Origin of the sequence: Methanoculleus thermophilus (assembly GCF_001571405.1) — an archaeon.
GTDB classification, from domain to species: domain Archaea; phylum Halobacteriota; class Methanomicrobia; order Methanomicrobiales; family Methanoculleaceae; genus Methanoculleus; species Methanoculleus thermophilus.
In genome coordinates this window covers 61,799-77,899 of record NZ_BCNX01000009.1, presented here as the reverse complement: position 1 = coordinate 77,899, position 16,101 = coordinate 61,799, and the positions used below count along the sequence as shown (strand labels likewise).

The 16,101-nt window shown below is 56.9% G+C and carries 17 protein-coding genes; 7 read left to right on the top strand and 10 right to left on the bottom strand.

The genetic code is table 11. The features are described from left to right. Positions 1–10: 10 nt before the first annotated feature. The gene (locus tag MCUTH_RS09200) at positions 11–799 is read right to left on the bottom strand and encodes an FHA domain-containing protein (RefSeq protein ID WP_066958305.1); all 789 of its coding nucleotides are present in this window, start codon (positions 797–799) and stop codon (positions 11–13) included. A 139-nt stretch (positions 800–938) separates the two neighbouring features. Here MCUTH_RS09200 and MCUTH_RS09195 point away from each other — a divergent pair, with 139 nt between their 5' ends. The 3 genes from MCUTH_RS09195 to MCUTH_RS09185 all read left to right on the top strand — a co-directional run bounded on the left by MCUTH_RS09195 (position 939) and on the right by MCUTH_RS09185 (position 2,272). After that, entirely contained in the window at positions 939–1,271 is a 333-nt protein-coding gene (locus MCUTH_RS09195) for a hypothetical protein (protein ID WP_236707449.1), read from the top strand. A 91-nt stretch (positions 1,272–1,362) separates the two neighbouring features. After that, positions 1,363–1,629 (top strand): hypothetical protein, encoded by a 267-nt coding sequence (locus MCUTH_RS09190; protein WP_066958304.1) that lies wholly within the window; start codon positions 1,363–1,365, stop codon positions 1,627–1,629. A 142-nt stretch (positions 1,630–1,771) separates the two neighbouring features. Beyond that, positions 1,772–2,272: a hypothetical protein gene (locus tag MCUTH_RS09185; RefSeq protein ID WP_066958397.1), complete on the top strand. Its 501-nt coding sequence runs from the start codon at positions 1,772–1,774 to the stop codon at positions 2,270–2,272. A gap of 174 nt (positions 2,273–2,446) precedes the next feature. Here MCUTH_RS09185 and MCUTH_RS09180 read toward each other — a convergent pair whose 3' ends face one another. Continuing rightward, on the bottom strand, positions 2,447–3,685 hold the full coding sequence (locus MCUTH_RS09180) for a Coenzyme F420 hydrogenase/dehydrogenase, beta subunit C-terminal domain (protein WP_066958302.1): 1,239 nt from the start codon (positions 3,683–3,685) through the stop codon (positions 2,447–2,449). Between the two features lie 2 nt (positions 3,686–3,687). After that, on the bottom strand, positions 3,688–5,754 hold the full coding sequence (gene fdhF / locus MCUTH_RS09175; protein ID WP_066958300.1) for a formate dehydrogenase subunit alpha: 2,067 nt from the start codon (positions 5,752–5,754) through the stop codon (positions 3,688–3,690). Between the two features lie 416 nt (positions 5,755–6,170). On the opposite strand from fdhF, the gene MCUTH_RS09170 reads away from it, so the two are divergent. Then, entirely contained in the window at positions 6,171–6,770 is a 600-nt protein-coding gene (locus tag MCUTH_RS09170; RefSeq protein ID WP_066958299.1) for a hypothetical protein, read from the top strand. Between the two features lie 77 nt (positions 6,771–6,847). Here the strand turns inward: MCUTH_RS09170 and MCUTH_RS09165 are convergent, their stop codons facing one another. Both MCUTH_RS09165 and MCUTH_RS09160 read right to left on the bottom strand, forming a co-directional pair. Continuing rightward, positions 6,848–7,774, bottom strand: coding sequence for a hydantoinase/oxoprolinase family protein (locus tag MCUTH_RS09165; protein ID WP_066958297.1), 927 nt, complete (start codon positions 7,772–7,774; stop codon positions 6,848–6,850). After that, entirely contained in the window at positions 7,771–8,661 is an 891-nt protein-coding gene (locus tag MCUTH_RS09160) for an ATP-grasp domain-containing protein (protein WP_066958295.1), read from the bottom strand. The genes MCUTH_RS09165 and MCUTH_RS09160 overlap by 4 nt, the downstream gene beginning before the upstream one ends. A gap of 83 nt (positions 8,662–8,744) precedes the next feature. Here MCUTH_RS09160 and surE point away from each other — a divergent pair, with 83 nt between their 5' ends. Both surE and rpiA read left to right on the top strand, forming a co-directional pair. Then, a complete protein-coding gene (surE, locus tag MCUTH_RS09155; RefSeq protein ID WP_066958293.1) occupies positions 8,745–9,524 on the top strand; it encodes a 5'/3'-nucleotidase SurE in 780 nt (259 codons plus the stop codon). Between the two features lie 37 nt (positions 9,525–9,561). Further along, positions 9,562–10,260: a ribose-5-phosphate isomerase RpiA gene (rpiA, locus tag MCUTH_RS09150; RefSeq protein WP_066958291.1), complete on the top strand. Its 699-nt coding sequence runs from the start codon at positions 9,562–9,564 to the stop codon at positions 10,258–10,260. Here the strand turns inward: rpiA and MCUTH_RS09145 are convergent. The 4 genes from MCUTH_RS09145 to MCUTH_RS09130 all read right to left on the bottom strand — a co-directional run bounded on the left by MCUTH_RS09145 (position 10,249) and on the right by MCUTH_RS09130 (position 14,233). Further along, the gene (locus tag MCUTH_RS09145) at positions 10,249–10,629 is read right to left on the bottom strand and encodes an ArsR family transcriptional regulator (RefSeq protein ID WP_066958289.1); all 381 of its coding nucleotides are present in this window, start codon (positions 10,627–10,629) and stop codon (positions 10,249–10,251) included. The genes rpiA and MCUTH_RS09145 overlap by 12 nt on opposite strands. 347 nt (positions 10,630–10,976) lie before the next feature. Next, positions 10,977–11,540: a TATA-box-binding protein gene (locus MCUTH_RS09140; RefSeq protein ID WP_066958287.1), complete on the bottom strand. Its 564-nt coding sequence runs from the start codon at positions 11,538–11,540 to the stop codon at positions 10,977–10,979. A 41-nt stretch (positions 11,541–11,581) separates the two neighbouring features. Continuing rightward, on the bottom strand, positions 11,582–13,480 hold the full coding sequence (gene acs / locus MCUTH_RS09135) for an acetate--CoA ligase (RefSeq protein ID WP_066958285.1): 1,899 nt from the start codon (positions 13,478–13,480) through the stop codon (positions 11,582–11,584). A 438-nt stretch (positions 13,481–13,918) separates the two neighbouring features. Beyond that, positions 13,919–14,233, bottom strand: coding sequence for a transcription factor S (locus MCUTH_RS09130; protein WP_066958284.1), 315 nt, complete (start codon positions 14,231–14,233; stop codon positions 13,919–13,921). A gap of 171 nt (positions 14,234–14,404) precedes the next feature. On the opposite strand from MCUTH_RS09130, the gene artA reads away from it, so the two are divergent. Beyond that, positions 14,405–15,229 carry an archaeosortase A gene (artA, locus tag MCUTH_RS09125; protein ID WP_066958282.1) on the top strand — a complete coding sequence of 275 codons (825 nt, stop codon included), beginning with the start codon at positions 14,405–14,407 and terminating at the stop codon, positions 15,227–15,229. Between the two features lie 131 nt (positions 15,230–15,360). On the opposite strand, the gene MCUTH_RS09120 is transcribed toward artA, so the two are convergent. Beyond that, positions 15,361–15,993 (bottom strand): CDP-alcohol phosphatidyltransferase family protein, encoded by a 633-nt coding sequence (locus MCUTH_RS09120; RefSeq protein ID WP_066958280.1) that lies wholly within the window; start codon positions 15,991–15,993, stop codon positions 15,361–15,363. Between the last annotated feature and the right edge of the window lie 108 nt (positions 15,994–16,101).

Genomic DNA, 16,101 nt, shown 5'->3' with positions numbered 1-16,101 from the left:
CGTTCAGGCCTCATTCGGCGCCGGTACCCCCGGGAACAACAAAGACCAGAGTCGCCCCCATCGCTCCCTTTGCAAGCTCGATCAGGTCCCCGTTATTGAGTTCGCGTCGCCTGCCCTGGTCAAGCGTTGCGCCGTTGACGAACGTGCCCCCGGTGCTGCCACAATCCTCGATGAACCAGACACCCTGTCGCTGGGTGAGCCGGGCGTGCGGCCTTGAGATGCGGGTGACCGCTGCGTAATCTTCACCAAGAACGATCCCCGGCCTCCCAGGGTCGGGTACGGCCGGGTCCGCCCGGCCTACAGCGATACTCTCATCTTCGAGCGGGAAGACCTTGCCGTCCTCTGCCCCTCCCAGAAGGATAAGGACCGGGCAGAGTCCGGCAAACTCTCCCGCGAAGGTCTCCCGCACTCCGGCGAGTTTCTTTGCAAGCATGGCATCAGTGAGTGTCAATTTCAGGTTCGCAAACAGCCCGAGGCTTCGTGTGATCGCCTCAAGCCCCCCGGGCACGAGCGAGTATTTCCAGACTGGATGAACCCCTTTTGCGGTCGGCCGGGAGAGACCCGCCTCTTTCCGGATAACCCCGATGCTCATGAGTTTATCGAGATGTTTCTTTGTGTTCTCATAGCTCGTCTCGATCGCGGCCGAGATCTCCCGAACGGTCTTTGGCGTCCGTTCGATGATTTTGAGGATCTTCAAGCGTGTACTGCTGCTCAACACATCCAGGTACTCGGAGAGCTCCTCCAGATCGTCGGTCTCCATATCGAGGATCAGTGTCCTTGAGTCGTCGTTGCTAGCCATGGTGCCCCCTGCTGTGCCTTCGGTTGCTGTATGTTTTTGTGAGGTTTATGATGAAGGTTATGCAATTTGCCGGACTTTTTGGGTGATCCTCACATCGTAATGCCTCATGTAGTTCCCCGCGACAGTACCCGGGTGTACTTTGGCTCTCTGGATCATCTTTTATACACAAAGTTCGATCGTGGGGGTCATGCTTGATGAGATCGAGGCAACGCAGCAACGGGCTGTGATGGCGGAGATCGAGGAGATGATCCAGTCAATGCCCGAATATACCGGTGTCAGGGAAGCGCTCCTGGCAATGAATTTCATACCTGAGCGAGACGACGCCGATGTCACGGTCTGGGTTCAGCCTGACCTCAAAATCTTTGTCCTGCTCAAAATGAATCTCGGAGGCGGGTATGCCGGATACCGCGTGGGTGTTTATGATGAGCCGGATGACGAGATTGAGGATCTTGCGGTGTATAATGCCCGGTGAAGATCTTTATGATAACTGTTACACTCCCATCTCCTTTCAACCGCCGTAACGGGTCAAAGTTTATCTGGGCGTATGGCGGTATGGTCCTCGTATGCCAAAACTGATGAAGATTGACCGGGATGTGCAGGAGGCTATGAAGGAGAGGGTCCGGGAGGTCGTCACCGTGGATGCACCATACGAGAGGATCCGTGAGGCTCTTTGGGATCTTGGATTCCAGGCGAAAGAGGATAAGCCGGCTCTTGCTCTCTGGGAGAACCCGGAGTACGAACTCTTCCTGATGATCCATGTGAATCCAGAGACCGGTTTATTACAGAATTACGATGTGAGGACGTTTGAGGAGACGGAAGGATATGAGTGAGCACAGGCGCTCAACCTGCTCACAGGGGGATCTGCCGTTATGGGTGAGTTGCAAGGGTTTAGGACTCTAATGCTTACACGCCTGGTGACATTCACCATATGTTTATCCATTTGAACGATGTATGGTTCTTAGAGGTATGCGGATGAAACGAGGAATCCTGGTCGCCTCCTTCCTGGTCCTGATGCTTATGACTGCCCCGGCCGGGGCCTTCAGCGCAGACAACCTTCTGATCGCCGTGGACGAGGATGGGAGTGCAGACGTCACCTTTAACTACACCCTCTCGTGGATTGAGAGGATTGCAGTCTTTCTCAAGATCGCCGAGCCGGAGCAAGAGTTGAAATCCGCGCTTGAGATGGCAACCGGGTCGCCCGTAACGGTGACTTCGGTCGAGGGCGATTCCGCCAGGTTCTCGGTCTTGAATTTTGCGAGAATCGAGAGCACCGATAATGAGACTATCTACTCCACGCCGGGACTTGACTTTACCGGGGCGCAGGAAGTGCTCGACCGCTACTGGTTTGCCGCACTTGTTGAAGCCGACTTCTCCCCTGATCTGACGGTGGTTCGGTTCCCCGATGGCCATGAGGAGACCTTCGCCAATCAGAGCGCTATTCCGGCTCTCTCATATACCATCACCATTCAGTGAACCAATCTCTTCTTTTTCCATACAACGGCGTACGTTAACCTGTGGTTCTGCGTGAACAGGCGTTGAAGAGTGTGCGATACGACGTCACGCGAAGGCACTGGACCGCAAAGATGGACTCCCCGTACTCTCGTGAGAGGAGCGATGAAGTCTCAAAAAAAGAGGGAGATATCTCCCTTACCCAAAGATGTTGAAGATCTGGTCGCTGCCGGTGTCGGCAAGCCGCTTGCGCTCCGCCTGCTCCTCGACGAGCGCGAGCACTGGGAGTTCCATGTCCACACCCGGGGTGTGGCCGAACATCTCCTGGAGATCGACCTGCAGGGCGTGCATGAAGAGCGCGTTTGGAATATCCATCGCGCAGTGCTCCTCGCACTGGCCGCAGTTGATACACGAGTCCGAGATGTGCGCGTAGCGGATCAGGTGGAACATGAACGGCGGCGGGACCTGACCGGGCTCGACCAGGTAGGACTTCTTCGTGCTGCACTCGACGCAGTAGCAGATCGGACAGTTCTCGATGCACTGGTAGCACTTGATGCACCGGCTCGTCTCGTCCATGATCTTCTTCAAGCGGTCCTTGCCTTCGCCGAGTTCCTCGAAGTAGCGCGCCCGCCACTTGTCGCCGAGTTTGAGCATCGCGCTCTCGACTTTGCCGCGGATCTCGATACCCTTCGGGTTCGGCGCCTCGGTCTTCACCGCACCGGCCTTCACGGCTGCATCGAGGAGGTTTGCCCCCTTCTCCGAGCAGACCTCGACGAAGGTCGCCTTGCCGGCCTTGTCACCGATGACACCCCAGTTTCCGCAGGCAAGATCGGCCTGGCGGGGGATCTTCATCTTGCAGCGGCGGCAGTTGCTGCGGCGGCCGAACCCTTCTTCCTCGAGTTCGTCGATCGAGATGCCCTTGTGCTGACCGTCCTTCGTGACGATGATGAACTGGCCCTTGTCGATCTCTTCCTTGACGACGTCGTCGGGGTTAACGCCGAACTTCTCGGCGATCATCTTCCGGGCGGCGACGGGGCTGACCGAACCACCACAGTTGACGCCGATCATCAGGATGTTGTCCAGGTTGACCTGGTTGCGCTTCGCAAGTTCGTAAAGACCCATCGCGTCGCAGCCCTTGACCGTGACGGCGATCTTCATATTCTCGGCGCCGTCGAGGTACTTCTTGACAAGTTTCGAGAGCAGGAGCGTACCACAGTGGAGGGATCCTGCCGTCTCTGCGATCTCTGCGGGGTCGGTGATGAGTGTGGGGACGGCGTCATAAATATCCTGTCCCTTCTTGACTGCAAGGACTGCGTCCACCATGCCGGATTTAAGGGCGTGCGTCAGCAGAGCGGTGATCGCTCCACCGCACTCGCCCCTCTCCTGGCAGACGGCGTCGGCTGCCCATGCGTAGAACATGTCGCCTTTTGCTGCCATTTTCAGGCCTCCTTTGTGATCTTCTCGACCTTCACGGCACAGGCCTTGAACTCCGGGATCTTTGCGATCGGGTCGAGAGCGTTGTTCGTCAGGACGTTCGCTGCGCACTCGGCGAAGTGGAACGGCATGAACATGACGCCCTTCATGATGTCAGGGGTCACCTTTGCGGGGACGTCGACCGAGCCACGGCGGGTCGTTGCGCGAACGATCTCTTTGTTCTGTATGCCGAGCGCCTTTGCGTCTTCGGGGTTGATCTCGATCCAGCCCGTGGGGACCTCGTTATCGAGCGTTACAGACCGGCGGGTCATGCTGCCGGTGTGCCAGTGCCAGAGGATACGGCCGGTTGTGAGCACGAACGGGTACTCCTCGTCGGGGACCTCCGCCGGCGGTTTCCACTCGATTGGCGCGAAGATGCCGAGACCGTCGGGGGTGGCGAACTTCTCGCGGTGCAGGATGGGCGTTCCAGGGTGGTCCTCGGATGGGCAGGGCCAGTGGAGAGCTTCAGGCTTCTCGAGGCGGGCGTAGGACATGCCGTGATAGGACGGCGTGACCGCGGCGATCTCGTTGAAGATCTCCTCGGGGCTCTTGAACGAGAACTGTTTCTCGTAGCCCATCCTTGCGGCGAGTTCGCAGATGATCTGCCAGTCTTCCTTCGCCTCACCGGGCGGGTTCTGGGCCTTTCTCCAGCGCTGGACGCGCCGCTCGGTGCTGGTCTGGGTGCCGTCGCGCTCAGCAAAGCAGGCGGCGGGGAGAACGACGTCGGCGAGTTCGGCGGTCTCGGTCATGAAGATATCCTGAACGACGATGAACTCGGCGTTCTTGAGGCCCTTCTCGACGTGATGAAGGTCGGGGTCGGAGAGCATCGGGTTCTCGCCCATGATGTAGAGCCCCTTGATCTCGCCGGGCTTGTCGGCGAGGACGTTGATCAGTTCGGTGACCGTGTAGCCGACCTTGCCCTCGGCAATATCGTCGACGCCCCATGCCTCGATGAACTTCTTGCGGGTCGCTTCGTCGGTGACCTTCTGGTAGCCGGTGTAGACGTTCGGGAGGGCTCCCATGTCGCAGGCGCCCTGGACGTTGTTCTGGCCGCGGAGTGCGTTCACGCCGGCGCCGGGCTTGCCCAGGTTGCCGAGCAGCATCTGGAGGTTCGCGACCGACCGGACGTTGTCGACGCCGACGGTGTGCTGGGTGATGCCCATCGAGTAGAGGATTGCGCCGGGCTTACAGGTGCCGAGCCACTCTGCGGTCTGCTTGAGGCTCTCGACGGGGATGCCGGAGATCTTCGAGACGTTCTCAAGGCTGTAGTCCTCCTTCATGACGACTTCCTTGAGTTTCTCGAAGTCTTTCGTCCTCTTCTCGATGAATTCCTTGTCTTCCCAGCCGTTCTTGATGATCTCCTGCATGAGACCGTTCAGGATAGCGACATCGGTCCCGGAGATGAACGGCATGTAGAGATCGGCCTGCCGGGCGGTCGGGGTGTAGCGCGGGTCGGCGTAGATGATCTTTGCGCCGTTCTGCTTTGCCTGGACAATCTTGCGGCCGATGAGCGGGTGCTGCTCGAAGGTGTTGGACCCGATGATGAAGAGGCACTTCGACTCGGCGATATCGTTGATCGAGTTGGTCATCGCACCGGAGCCGAACGAGGCGGCAAGACCGGCGACGGTGGACGAGTGGCAGAGCCGGGCGCAGTGGTCGATGTGCGGAGTCTTGAGGACGGCCCGGGCGAACTTCATCATCAGGTAGTTCTCTTCGTTAGAGACACGGGCTGATGCGAGGCAGGCGGTCTCACCGGGCTTGTAGGACTTGAACTTCTGTACGATCAGGTCGTATGCCTCGTCCCAGGTCGCCTCGACGAACTTGCCGTCCTTCTTGATGAGCGGCTTTGTGAGACGGTCCGGGCTGTTTACGAACTCATGAGCATAAGTCCCTTTGGGGCAGACCCTTCCCTCGTTGACTGGAGAGCGGGTGTAAGGCTGTGTGCCGACAACCTTCCCGTCCTTCACGACGAGGTTGAAACTGCACCCGGTACCACAGTACGGGCACGTTGTCTGTACATACTTGAGATCCATGGTAAAACCTCGGATACACAAATATGGACTATGGGAATATTTAACAGTAGTGATTAACAGGTCTGTTTTTGATGAATATGTGTGGGTAAACCCGGTCCCATCCGGTTAGGTCGGATACGGTCATAGGAGTAAAGGGTCCGATCCGGTCTTGGAGGGCGGAGATGGGTGCATATCACGGTGCGCCCCTTCAGAACAAAACTGCCGTAATTGACGCCAAGCAGGAGATGGTCGCCCATACCCTCAAGTTCCATATGGTGCCCTGATTGATACGTGAGTATGTGGCTGAGTAAAAAGATGCAATATTGTATCCGAAAACGGCCTTTACGCCATGAATTAGTTGTCTTTCATGTTTTGGGAGTGATGTTTATTATTGGTGGACACCTATTTTTACATACCACAGCGAGAGGACTGTTGTTGTGAAGAAGAAACTCTTAATTCCCCCGATGCTCGTCGATCTGGTGGGAAATGCCCTTTCGTCGATGGAAGGTGCCAAGTTCGTCGATCTTGATGCCTGTCCATCGTGCGGCGGTCCGGTGAGCGGACACGATCTGCGGGCAAAACGATTTGCCGTTCTGCTTGAGGACGGAAAAGAGCGAACAATCCAGGTGTATGTGAAGCGATTCTACTGCCTGAAATGCGGCGCCCTCTGCTACGCCGACGCGCCATTCTATCCCGACACCCGTCTAGGATCACCCATCGTTGACCTCTGCCTCGTTCTCTCGCATCAGATGCCCTTCAACCGCGTGGCACAGTACCTCCGGGCAATGGGGATCGTCGTTGATCGAGGGACGATCCGGAACTACGCCTCCCGCGACTTCGGTCCAATTCCGGCAACCGAACTCTTCGGCATCCCTCTACCGCTCTCCCTGCTGAACCTAGCCACTTTCATCCTCGACTCTGAGCGGCGACCCGTCATAGGGGCAGAAGCGCTCGCTGCCTGCGGTTTCCCAACCGCAGGTCGGGCAGCGCTTCATGGCTGGCGGTCTTCCAAAGAGCGGGATCAGCGGTATAAATAGAAAGAGCAGGAAGAACGGAAAGCCTAGGGCCAGCGAGACTGCCGTGATGGCGATCGAGACTGCCAACAGAGCGAGGGTCAGTCTCCAGCGCGATGCCGTGATGCCACCTCCCTGACTGCGTACGCCGGCAGTGCATCCGCGACTTCCCCAATCTCCCCGTTCAGTGTGATACCCCCCAGTTCACGGGCAAAAAGGTCTGCCCCAATGCCCGCCGTGATCACCTGCTCGGCTCCACTCTTGAAGAGCGCACGCCCCACTGCGCGAGCGATCAATGTCCGCTGGGCTTCCCAGAACTGCCGTGCCACCTGGATTGCCCCGGATTCCCCGATCTCATCGAGATCCGCGCAGACAACCCGGGCAAGCCTGCGGAGCGCACCCTCTGTGGTCTTCGCACCATTATCGGGTGTCGGGCAGGTGTACTCCTCCGGGGTGATATGGCCGAGAACGAGGTGTGCGTCGGCGCTTGAAGCAAAGTACTCGGTACTCACCGGCGTCGCGGTCCCGTCAAGCGTGACCGTGGAGAGGATCGTGGCGATATTCGTACGGAGCATGCCGGTGTAGACGAGGTACTGTTTCTGTAGCCGCATGGTGTCGGTCAGCCCTTTGAGGCTCTCGAAGTCGTTGAGAGGGATGATATCGGCGGTGGTGCTCCCGACGTCAAGGAGGACCGCATCGGGATACTCCTCGCGCAGATAATCAGCCGAAGCCAACCAGTTCGCGGCGGCAAGGTTCGGGACCGGCTGGGTATGGAAGGCTGCATCGGTGCCGTAGAATATGGCGCTGGGGACAGTGCTCTGGACGGCCCCAACGATCCATCGAATACCCTCGATTTTGCTTGGAAAGCAGTCTGCGAGTTCTCCGCTCATCACCACGGCAGCGGGCCCTTCGTACTCTTTGAGAAGCTCTCTGAGTGGTGCGCCCTGCCAGAGCGGGCAGTAGTGAATATGCACGCCGTCGTCGTCGACGACCTTGAGGTTCGCGCCACCGACATCGATGCCGATCATAGCAGGTTGATCCTCCCGCCTTTATCAAACCGAACTCTCCCGGAGAGGTTAACTTCTCCGGGTGCTTCGCCATGAGACGCTTTTACGAGGATATCGGCGATCTCCTCCTCCATTACGGCCGCGATGCCAACTAGACTGGTCGTGGGCCGGGGATTGACGTCCACTACGTAGATGTCATCATCACCGACGATGACGTCGACCCCGGTATACCCCTGGCACCCAAGGACGTTCATCGCCCGGATGGCGGTCTCGACGATCTCGTTCTCACGTTCGTGGTGGACGGGCGTCTCGCCGCCGAGGTACTCAAACCTCCCATCGTCAGTTATGGCAATCTCCTGCCTGTTGACGGCAAGCAGGAGCGGTGGGTTGCCTGAGTAATACTCGCAGACGTCACCGGTCACCCGGCTCCCCACAAGGCTTACGCTCAGCGCTTCTCCCTCTATGTACGCCTGAGCAAATTCGCCGTCGCCGGGTTCCTCATCAGTCAGTCTTACTCCCTGAGTGCCGCAGCCCATTATCGGTTTGACAACCCTTCTTCCTTCGCCGGCATCAGGGGGGACCGCTATCCCGTTCCTGGAGAGAATCGCTGCTGCCCGCTGCTTGTTTGCGCAGACAGCCGCATTCATGCTTCCACACCCGATGTTGTGGGTGAACTGCTCAAGAAGATACGTATACCGAAAGAGTAGATGGTCGGGGGCAATGACCAGACCTACGTCGCATCCCGGGGCAAGCCTCCGGATCTCGCCCTCGAAGTCGGCTTTCTCCGGCGTCACCACATCATAGCCGCACCGGGCAAAACTCTCGCTTATTGCGGCGAGCATGGCCGCACCCTCGGGCGCAAGCTCGGGGTCGTTGCATATGGAATACTCGGCAAGAAATGCCTTCATCGTAGTACTGATTGGCTGCCAGGCATTTGACCCTGACGATCGGGCAAGTATTTGACACGCGGAGACGATCCCTATAGGCAAGGATGAAGCCGAAGATTATGCTCACCAATGATGATGGTATCACGTCGGCGGGACTCTGGGCTGCCTACGATGCGCTTGCACCCATCGCTGATGTTACTGTGGTCGCACCTGCTACCCAACAGAGCGCCGTAGGGCGTTCGATCTCCATCTTTGAGCCTATTCGCGCGACGCAAGTGACGATGAACGGCGTGCCGGCGTACTCGGTCGGCGGAAAACCTACCGACGCCGTGATTATCGGGCTCTTTGCATTGCACCTGAACCCGGACCTTGTCGTCAGCGGGATCAACATCGGTGAGAACCTCTCATACGAATCCATCATGACATCGGGCACTGTCGGGGCCGCACTAGAAGCTTCCAACCAGGGAGTTCCATCCCTTGCCTTCTCGCTTCAGGTTGAGGATCAGGGCGACAAGTTTGACGATCCATCAAGGATCACGGACCGGTTCTCTGATGCAAAACGGGTTGTCCGCGAGATCTGCGAGAAGATCCTCTCAAACGGGTTCCCCGCGAAGGCTCACGTCATCAACGTCAATATTCCAACTCCGGTTCGCGGCGGCTACGAGGTAACCCGCCTTGCTAAGAAACTCTTCTACACCGGCGTCGAAGAGCGCCTCGATCCTCGCGGGCGCCCCTACTACTGGATCGACGGACCGCTGCATGAGGATGCGGAAGAGGGGACCGATGTACATGCGGTGCAGAAGGGCAACATCTCCATAACCCCCATCACGCTGGACTGTACGGCCTTCGATGCTACGGACGACCTCCGGAGCATCTTCTCCTGACGGCACGGCTATCTGGGTTCGAGGTGAAGAGTACGTCATGAATGCAGCAGAGCAGGTTGGATCGAAGCGGAATGCAGGCTACCGGGCGGCCGATATGGTCGAAGACGGAATGATCGTTGGCCTCGGTACCGGATCGACCGTCTTTTTTGCGATGGAGCGGCTTGGTGAGCGGATTGCCGGTGAAGGTCTTTCGATCGCCGGTATTCCGACATCATACCAGGCGGCCCTGCGGGCACGCCAGTACGGCATCCCGATCACAAGCCTCGATGAGCACCCTGAGATCGATATTGCCATTGACGGGGCTGATCAGGTTGATCCGGACCTGAACCTGATCAAGGGACGGGGAGCGGCCCTCCTCCGGGAGAAGTGTGTCTGTGACGCAACCCGGAGGATGCTTATCGTTGTTGACCAGACTAAGATGGTGGATACCCTGAGCGCGCCTGTACCGGTTGAAGTACTGCCTTTCGCCTCAGCATCTGTTTCCCGGCGCCTCACTCTCCTTGATGGCAGGCCGGTCCTCCGGGAAGGGATAAAGAAGGACGGCCCTGTCATCACCGACAACGGCAACTTCATTCTCGATTGCGACTTCGGGGCGATAGCAGACCCGCGGCACCTGGAGGCAGAGGTGGCCTCGATACCCGGTGCACTGGAGTGCGGCCTTTTCACCGCTTATGGAGAAAAAATTGTGGTCATTGTTGGTGAGGAAAAGGGTTGTCGCATAGTATCATTGCGTTGAGATACAGTCCCGCATCTTCTGGATAAGGTCTAGTTGGTGCCGGGCTTCTTTCCTTTTTTCGTTCTCAATCGTATCCATGATCTCGGTTATCGGGCGAGAGAGTGCATATATCTTCACTGGCCGTCCTTTGCTCTCGGACTTGCTCTCGCGGATATTGATCCAATCACACTCTTTGAGGTAACGCATGGCAATGCTGACTTCGGGTTGACGGAGATCTGTGCCCCGCTCAATGTCCCGAGATGTTGCCTCCTTGGTATTTGCAAGATATACCAGCACTTTGGAGACATTTCGCTTGATACCGATACCCATGAGAAGCTCGGCGAGTTCTTCATCACGCGGTGTAAAATACCGTACCTTATCTGACCTCATCCGTTCACCATCAGATATCTATTGTTTTAAATCTAACTATAAAAATATTATTATCTCAATAGGAGATCTGGCGATTGTGGTGGTCTAGAGAGATTCATTCGAACATCGCATTGATCTGATCAGCCTGTTCTCTGCTGAATCATGCTTTCCCGATAGTGAAAGGATATTTCCGGATATAGATTGGAAGCCTCGGTTCCTTTGCGGAGAAATCCTGGCAGGATGCGCCCTGGCGCAGTTGCTTGGATTAGTTCCGGTGTTCTCACCCTGGACGGGCGCCTCAGGGTATCCTGGTGGGCTGCCGGCGAATCAGCAGTCACAAAGTATGGGAGTAGAAGTAAAAAAAGAGGTTAGATGAGCCCGAGGTTGGATAACTCAGAGAGGATTCTCTGTACTGCCCGCCGGGCATCCTCGGGTACTTTACCGCCCGTGATGATCAGTTTGCCGGACCCAAAGAGGAGGACGACAACCTTTGGATCGTCGAGCCGATAGACCAGGCCGGGAAACTGCTCTGGCTCATACTCGATCTTGTCCAGGTTGAACCCTACTGCAATCTTATTCAGGTTGATCGGCGTCCCGAGGTCTGCGGACGTGACAATGTTCTGGATCTTGTAGGTCAGGTTTTCAGGTATATCGATACCGAGCGCTCGCAGCTGGTCGCCAAGGATCTCCAGGCCGCGTGAGAGGCTGTCGATACTCTTTGCACCGGTCAGAACGACCTTGCCGGAGCCAAAGATGAGCGCAGCAATCTTCGGGTCTTGCATTCGGAGAACGACGCCGGGAAACCTCTTTTTATTATATTCCGCATCCTTCAGCTGGGAGGCAAGAGAGGGGAGATCAAGGGATTCAGTCACTTTTGCTGAAGCAACTATATTTTCTATCTTGAGAGACTCCTCTGGCTTGTGCTCATTCATATTTATAACATGCTTAAAAGAGTATATAAAGAGTTGGTTATTTATTCCTCTAGAGTTGAGATGTCTCCGGGATCCATCCCCAATTCTCGCGCTTTTAAGACACGCCGCATGATCTTGCCGCTCCGGGTTTTAGGGAGCGCGTCGACGAAATCTATCTCGGACGGTATGGCGATGGGCCCGAGCGTCATCCTGACATGGTAGACAAGGTCGTTTTTCAGTTTCTCACTGGGCTCGCGACCGTTCTTGAGGATGACGAAGGCCTTGATGGTGTTCCCCTTCAGTGCATCTGGTTTTCCGATAACGGCGGCCTCCGCGACGGCTTCATGAGAGACAAGCGCGCTCTCGACCTCTGCGGTTCCGATGTTGTGCCCGGCGACGACGATCAGGTCGTCGGACCGGCCGATGACCATGATGTAGCCGTTTTCATCCTTCACTGCGAGGTCTGATGCAGTGTAGCACCCGGGGATGGTGTTCCAGTACTTGCAGTAGCGCTCGTCGTTGTTCCAGATCGTCCGCATCATGGATGGCCAGGGCTCCTTGATGACCAGGAGGCCGCCTGTCCCGGGTGGGACCGGGTTGCCCGCCATATCAACGACATCCGCAACGACTCCGGGGATCGGCTTACCGGCGAATCCCGGGCGCATGGGCTCACCGATCATCGTGGTCACCATGTGCATCCCGGTCTCGGTCTGCCACCATGTGTCCACGATCGGGCACCTCTCCTTCCCGATGACACGGTAGAACCATTCGAACGCCTCGGGGTTGAGAGGTTCGCCGACAGATCCGAGGACCCTGAGCGATGAGAGGTTGTAGCGGTTCGGCCACTCTTCACCCACCCGCATGAACATGCGTATTGCCGTCGGGGCGGTGTAGAAGATGGTGACACCATACTCATCGATGAGATCCCAGTAGGTACCCGGGTTCGGGTAATCCGGGGTTGCCTCCGCGATGAGGCAGGTGGCGCCGTTCAGGAGCGGACCATACACCACGTAACTGTGGCCGGTGATCCAGCCGGGATCGGCGGTGCACCAGTAGACGTCGTTGTCTTTGACGTCGAAGACGTACTTCGTCGTGTAGTAGGTCCCGACCATATATCCGCCGCAGGTGTGGACGATCCCTTTCGGGGAGCCCGTGGTGCCGCTCGTATACAGAATGAAGAGCGGGTCCTCGGCGTCCATCGGCTCGGCCGGGCACTCCCGTTCTACGCCCTCCATCAGGTCGTAGTAGTCCACTTCCATCTCCGGGTGGAGTTCAACGGGCTTATCGGTGTCCCGACGGAGAATGACGATTCGCTCTACGCTCGGGGCGTTGACGACCGCTTCCTCCACGATATTCTTGAGCGGGATTGCTTTGCCGCGCCGGTAGGTGACGTCGGCAGTGATCACAACCTTTGCGTCGATCCCGGTGATCCGCTGGTTGAGCGCGCTGACGCCGAACCCGCCAAAGACGACCGAGTGAATGGCTCCGATCCGGGCGCAGGCGAGCATCGCAATGATCTGCTCGGGGACCACCGGCATATAGATGCAGACCCGGTCGCCCTTCCTGACGCCAAGGCGTTTCAGTCCGTTCGCGAATCGGCAGACTGCCTGGAAGAGCTGGCGGTAGGTAAGGATCCGCTCTTCGTCTTCGGTCTCTCCCCGCCACATGATCGCGACCTTGTTGCGCCGCTGGTTGTATACGTGGCGGTCCAGGCAGTTGTAGGTGATGTTGAGTTTAGCATTCAAGAACCACCGGGCGTATGGGTAGTTCCACTCTTTAACCTGGCTCCAGGGTTGGAACCATTCGAGTTCCTTTGCAATGCGGTCCCAGAACCCGTCGGGGTCTGAAAGGAATTCCTGGTAGGCCTGGTTGTAGTTGCCTACCCAGGTGTGCTCTCTACAGCTGGCCTCGGGAGTGTAGTACTTTGCCTCCTCGAGTTTGACATCAAATTTCTCAGCCATCCGGTTACCCCGTATTATACATTATTAATAATGTATATTGTATATCAACATTCTGGTCAGGAGGACCTCGACCCGGTGGAGGCGGCAGATCCGGGTTCGGTTGTCGGGAATTCTGTGGGACGGATCAGGGTTAAAGACTCGCTAGATTCGGGGTGATATTCTCGATTCGCTCCTGGTGAGCGTTGCAGAAGGTGATGAGGGTTTCCCGAGGGGCACGCAGGTGGAGTGTCCCGGTCGCGGGGCCGGGTATACTGACAAAGGGAACGCCGCGGCCCATAGTTTTGGACGGTCCTCACATCTGCAGGATCAGAAGAGGTGGTGCGGTGTGATGAGATCGAGAGCGAGTTCGGGCTCGTACGGGTAGGGTTTACTGCTGCAAAAAAACAGTGTTAAATCGGGAAAAGAGGATGGTGCCCGGGATGGCAGAGCGAGTCAAACTTAATCGTATTCGCGCCACGTCTTTCCGCAGGCGGTGCAACGGAAGAATCTGACCTCGCTCTCATCCGCCGCCCGCAGTTGCCGCAGCCACCAGTATGCTGTCGTACACTCGCACTCCGGACATTTGATGTTCGTAGTCGGGAGCGTTGCTACTTTATCCTCTTCATCGACGATGGTGATCTCTTTTTCGATGCGTTTATCTGTCATTTTCAACCGGTCACCGGCCTCTATCTCCCGGATATAACCACACTTTTTGCACTTTAACTGGCCTCCGGACGATATCATCAGGCCTTTGCACTGTGGACAGAACATCATTATAAGAGATGGGGTCCCAATCGAAATTAATTTGTGGGGTGGGGCAACCTCATCTGTGAGTGCGGGGTTGTTACCTTCCAGTCGCACTGCAATAGCGTGGCCACACAGCAGGTGCCTCGTTCGAATGGGGCGCACAAATGCTTTAATGCCAGATACACCGAAAGGTAAGGGATGAAGGATTACCTGGTGCTGATCTCCTGCATCTGCTTTCTCGCCTTCCTTATCCCGGGAAGGTTCCGAAAGTATCTCGCCATCGGCGGGTGGGCAAGCATCGTCGGATATCTCCTCCTTGAGCTCCCTTACTACTTCTCGATCAATAACTTCCTGTACCCGACAATAACCATCCTCTCCCTTCCTTTCCTCTATATCACCGCAAAATACCTGCTTCGTGCAGACCCCCGGGTAATGCAGCTCTCGACGATAGCGGCTGTTGCGTTCCTTATTTACGCTCCCTTCGGCTACATACCGTCACTCGGGAACTGGCTGATCGCGGTCGTCGCGGAACAGACATCCGTCGCGCTCTCAGCGGTTGGATATCCTGTAAACTTTGAGGCCTGGAACCTGATGGAGCGCAACGGGTTCCGGACCGAGATCATCCTCGCCTGCACCGGGATTCAGAGCATTGCGATCATGCTCGGGGTCGCATGGGGTGTGCGGTCGACGACAAGACAGAAGATCGCTGGATTTCTCATGGTCTTCCCGACGATCTACATCTTAAACATCTTCCGCAACGTCTTCGTGGTTACAGCGTATGCCGAACAGTGGTTCCCCTACTTGCCTGAGATCGCCGGCAACGGCGAGTTCGGCTACGAGAGTTTCTTCTGGGCGCACAACGTCATGGCTGAACTGGGCGCGCTGGTATTCCTTGTGATCCTTGCGTATGGGCTCTTCTGGCTCCTCCCCGAACTCGGCGACCTCGCCAACGGTCTCTACCATCTCTACCGCAATGAAGTAGTGCAGATTGTCCGGCCGAAGATCAAAGAATCCGAAGTCTAACCTCGTGTGGGTTCATCTGGGTCTCGTTGGCGGGAGGCCCGGATGAGCCCCCATGTTTTGGGGTTTATCTGCCGCGTACGCGGCAAAATTCGGATGAATTGAGTCCAGAGGGGGGCAGGTCTCTTCAACCGTCAGGAATACTGCCGGTAGAGGTAGAAGAGCCGCTGAATCGCAGAGATGTTTGTGCAGACTGCGATGAGGAGTATCGAGACCCAGATGTAGCCGGTGACGCCTCCGAGCACCAGAACGAGGATCGTCTCGGGCCTGCCGAAGAAGCCGACGCCTTCGAGAGGGTCCTCAATCTTGCCGGCAATCCTCTCGGTATAGCCGATCTCTGCGTAGGTCACCGGCTTGATGAATGTATTGATCAACGACCCGATGAGCGCCAGCCCCACGATGCCGAAATCGGCCATCTCCGGGAGATTCATGAGGTGGCTGACGATAGGGATGCCCGAGAGTCCCACACCGAGGATGACCGCTGCATCGACGTATTTGTCTGCAACCCAATCGAAGACGGCCCCAAATTTGCTCTCGGTATGGTTCTTTCGGGCGACGCTGCCGTCCACCAGGTCAAGGACCGCCGAGACAAACAGGAGCAGGCCGCCTGCAAGGAAATAGCGTTGGGAGAAGGCAAGTGCGCATAAAAAGCCAAAGAGCAGGGCGAGGGCCGAGACCTGATTCGGGGTAACGCCCAGGCGTGCAAAAAATGACGCGATAGGCTCAGTATATTTGATGAATTTCGGCCGTAGAGAGGTTATATTCATCGCATATTTTTATCAGTCTGTAAGAGTTTAACCTTTGCTGCCTCCGGCAGAGGGGCAACATCCCCTCTGAATGGCGCATACGCTCCAAAATCACCAGATTCATAAATG

Excerpts from the sequence above, each read along its gene's own strand:
- MCUTH_RS09190 (WP_066958304.1), top strand. The coding sequence starts at position 1,363 with ATGCCAAAACTGATGAAGATTGACCGGGATGTGCAGGAGGCTATGAAG.
- rpiA (WP_066958291.1), top strand. The coding sequence starts at position 9,562 with ATGAATGCAGCAGAGCAGGTTGGATCGAAGCGGAATGCAGGCTACCGG.
- MCUTH_RS09130 (WP_066958284.1), bottom strand. The coding sequence starts at position 14,233 with ATGATGTTCTGTCCACAGTGCAAAGGCCTGATGATATCGTCCGGAGGC.
- surE (WP_066958293.1), top strand. The coding sequence starts at position 8,745 with ATGAAGCCGAAGATTATGCTCACCAATGATGATGGTATCACGTCGGCG.
- MCUTH_RS09160 (WP_066958295.1), bottom strand. The coding sequence starts at position 8,661 with ATGAAGGCATTTCTTGCCGAGTATTCCATATGCAACGACCCCGAGCTT.
- MCUTH_RS09180 (WP_066958302.1), bottom strand. The coding sequence starts at position 3,685 with ATGGCAGCAAAAGGCGACATGTTCTACGCATGGGCAGCCGACGCCGTC.
- MCUTH_RS09120 (WP_066958280.1), bottom strand. The coding sequence starts at position 15,993 with ATGAATATAACCTCTCTACGGCCGAAATTCATCAAATATACTGAGCCT.
- MCUTH_RS09185 (WP_066958397.1), top strand. The coding sequence starts at position 1,772 with ATGAAACGAGGAATCCTGGTCGCCTCCTTCCTGGTCCTGATGCTTATG.
- acs (WP_066958285.1), bottom strand. The coding sequence starts at position 13,480 with ATGGCTGAGAAATTTGATGTCAAACTCGAGGAGGCAAAGTACTACACT.
- fdhF (WP_066958300.1), bottom strand. The coding sequence starts at position 5,754 with ATGGATCTCAAGTATGTACAGACAACGTGCCCGTACTGTGGTACCGGG.
- MCUTH_RS09200 (WP_066958305.1), bottom strand. The coding sequence starts at position 799 with ATGGCTAGCAACGACGACTCAAGGACACTGATCCTCGATATGGAGACC.
- MCUTH_RS09140 (WP_066958287.1), bottom strand. The coding sequence starts at position 11,540 with ATGAATGAGCACAAGCCAGAGGAGTCTCTCAAGATAGAAAATATAGTT.
- MCUTH_RS09165 (WP_066958297.1), bottom strand. The coding sequence starts at position 7,774 with ATGATCGGCATCGATGTCGGTGGCGCGAACCTCAAGGTCGTCGACGAC.
- MCUTH_RS09145 (WP_066958289.1), bottom strand. The coding sequence starts at position 10,629 with ATGAGGTCAGATAAGGTACGGTATTTTACACCGCGTGATGAAGAACTC.
- artA (WP_066958282.1), top strand. The coding sequence starts at position 14,405 with ATGAAGGATTACCTGGTGCTGATCTCCTGCATCTGCTTTCTCGCCTTC.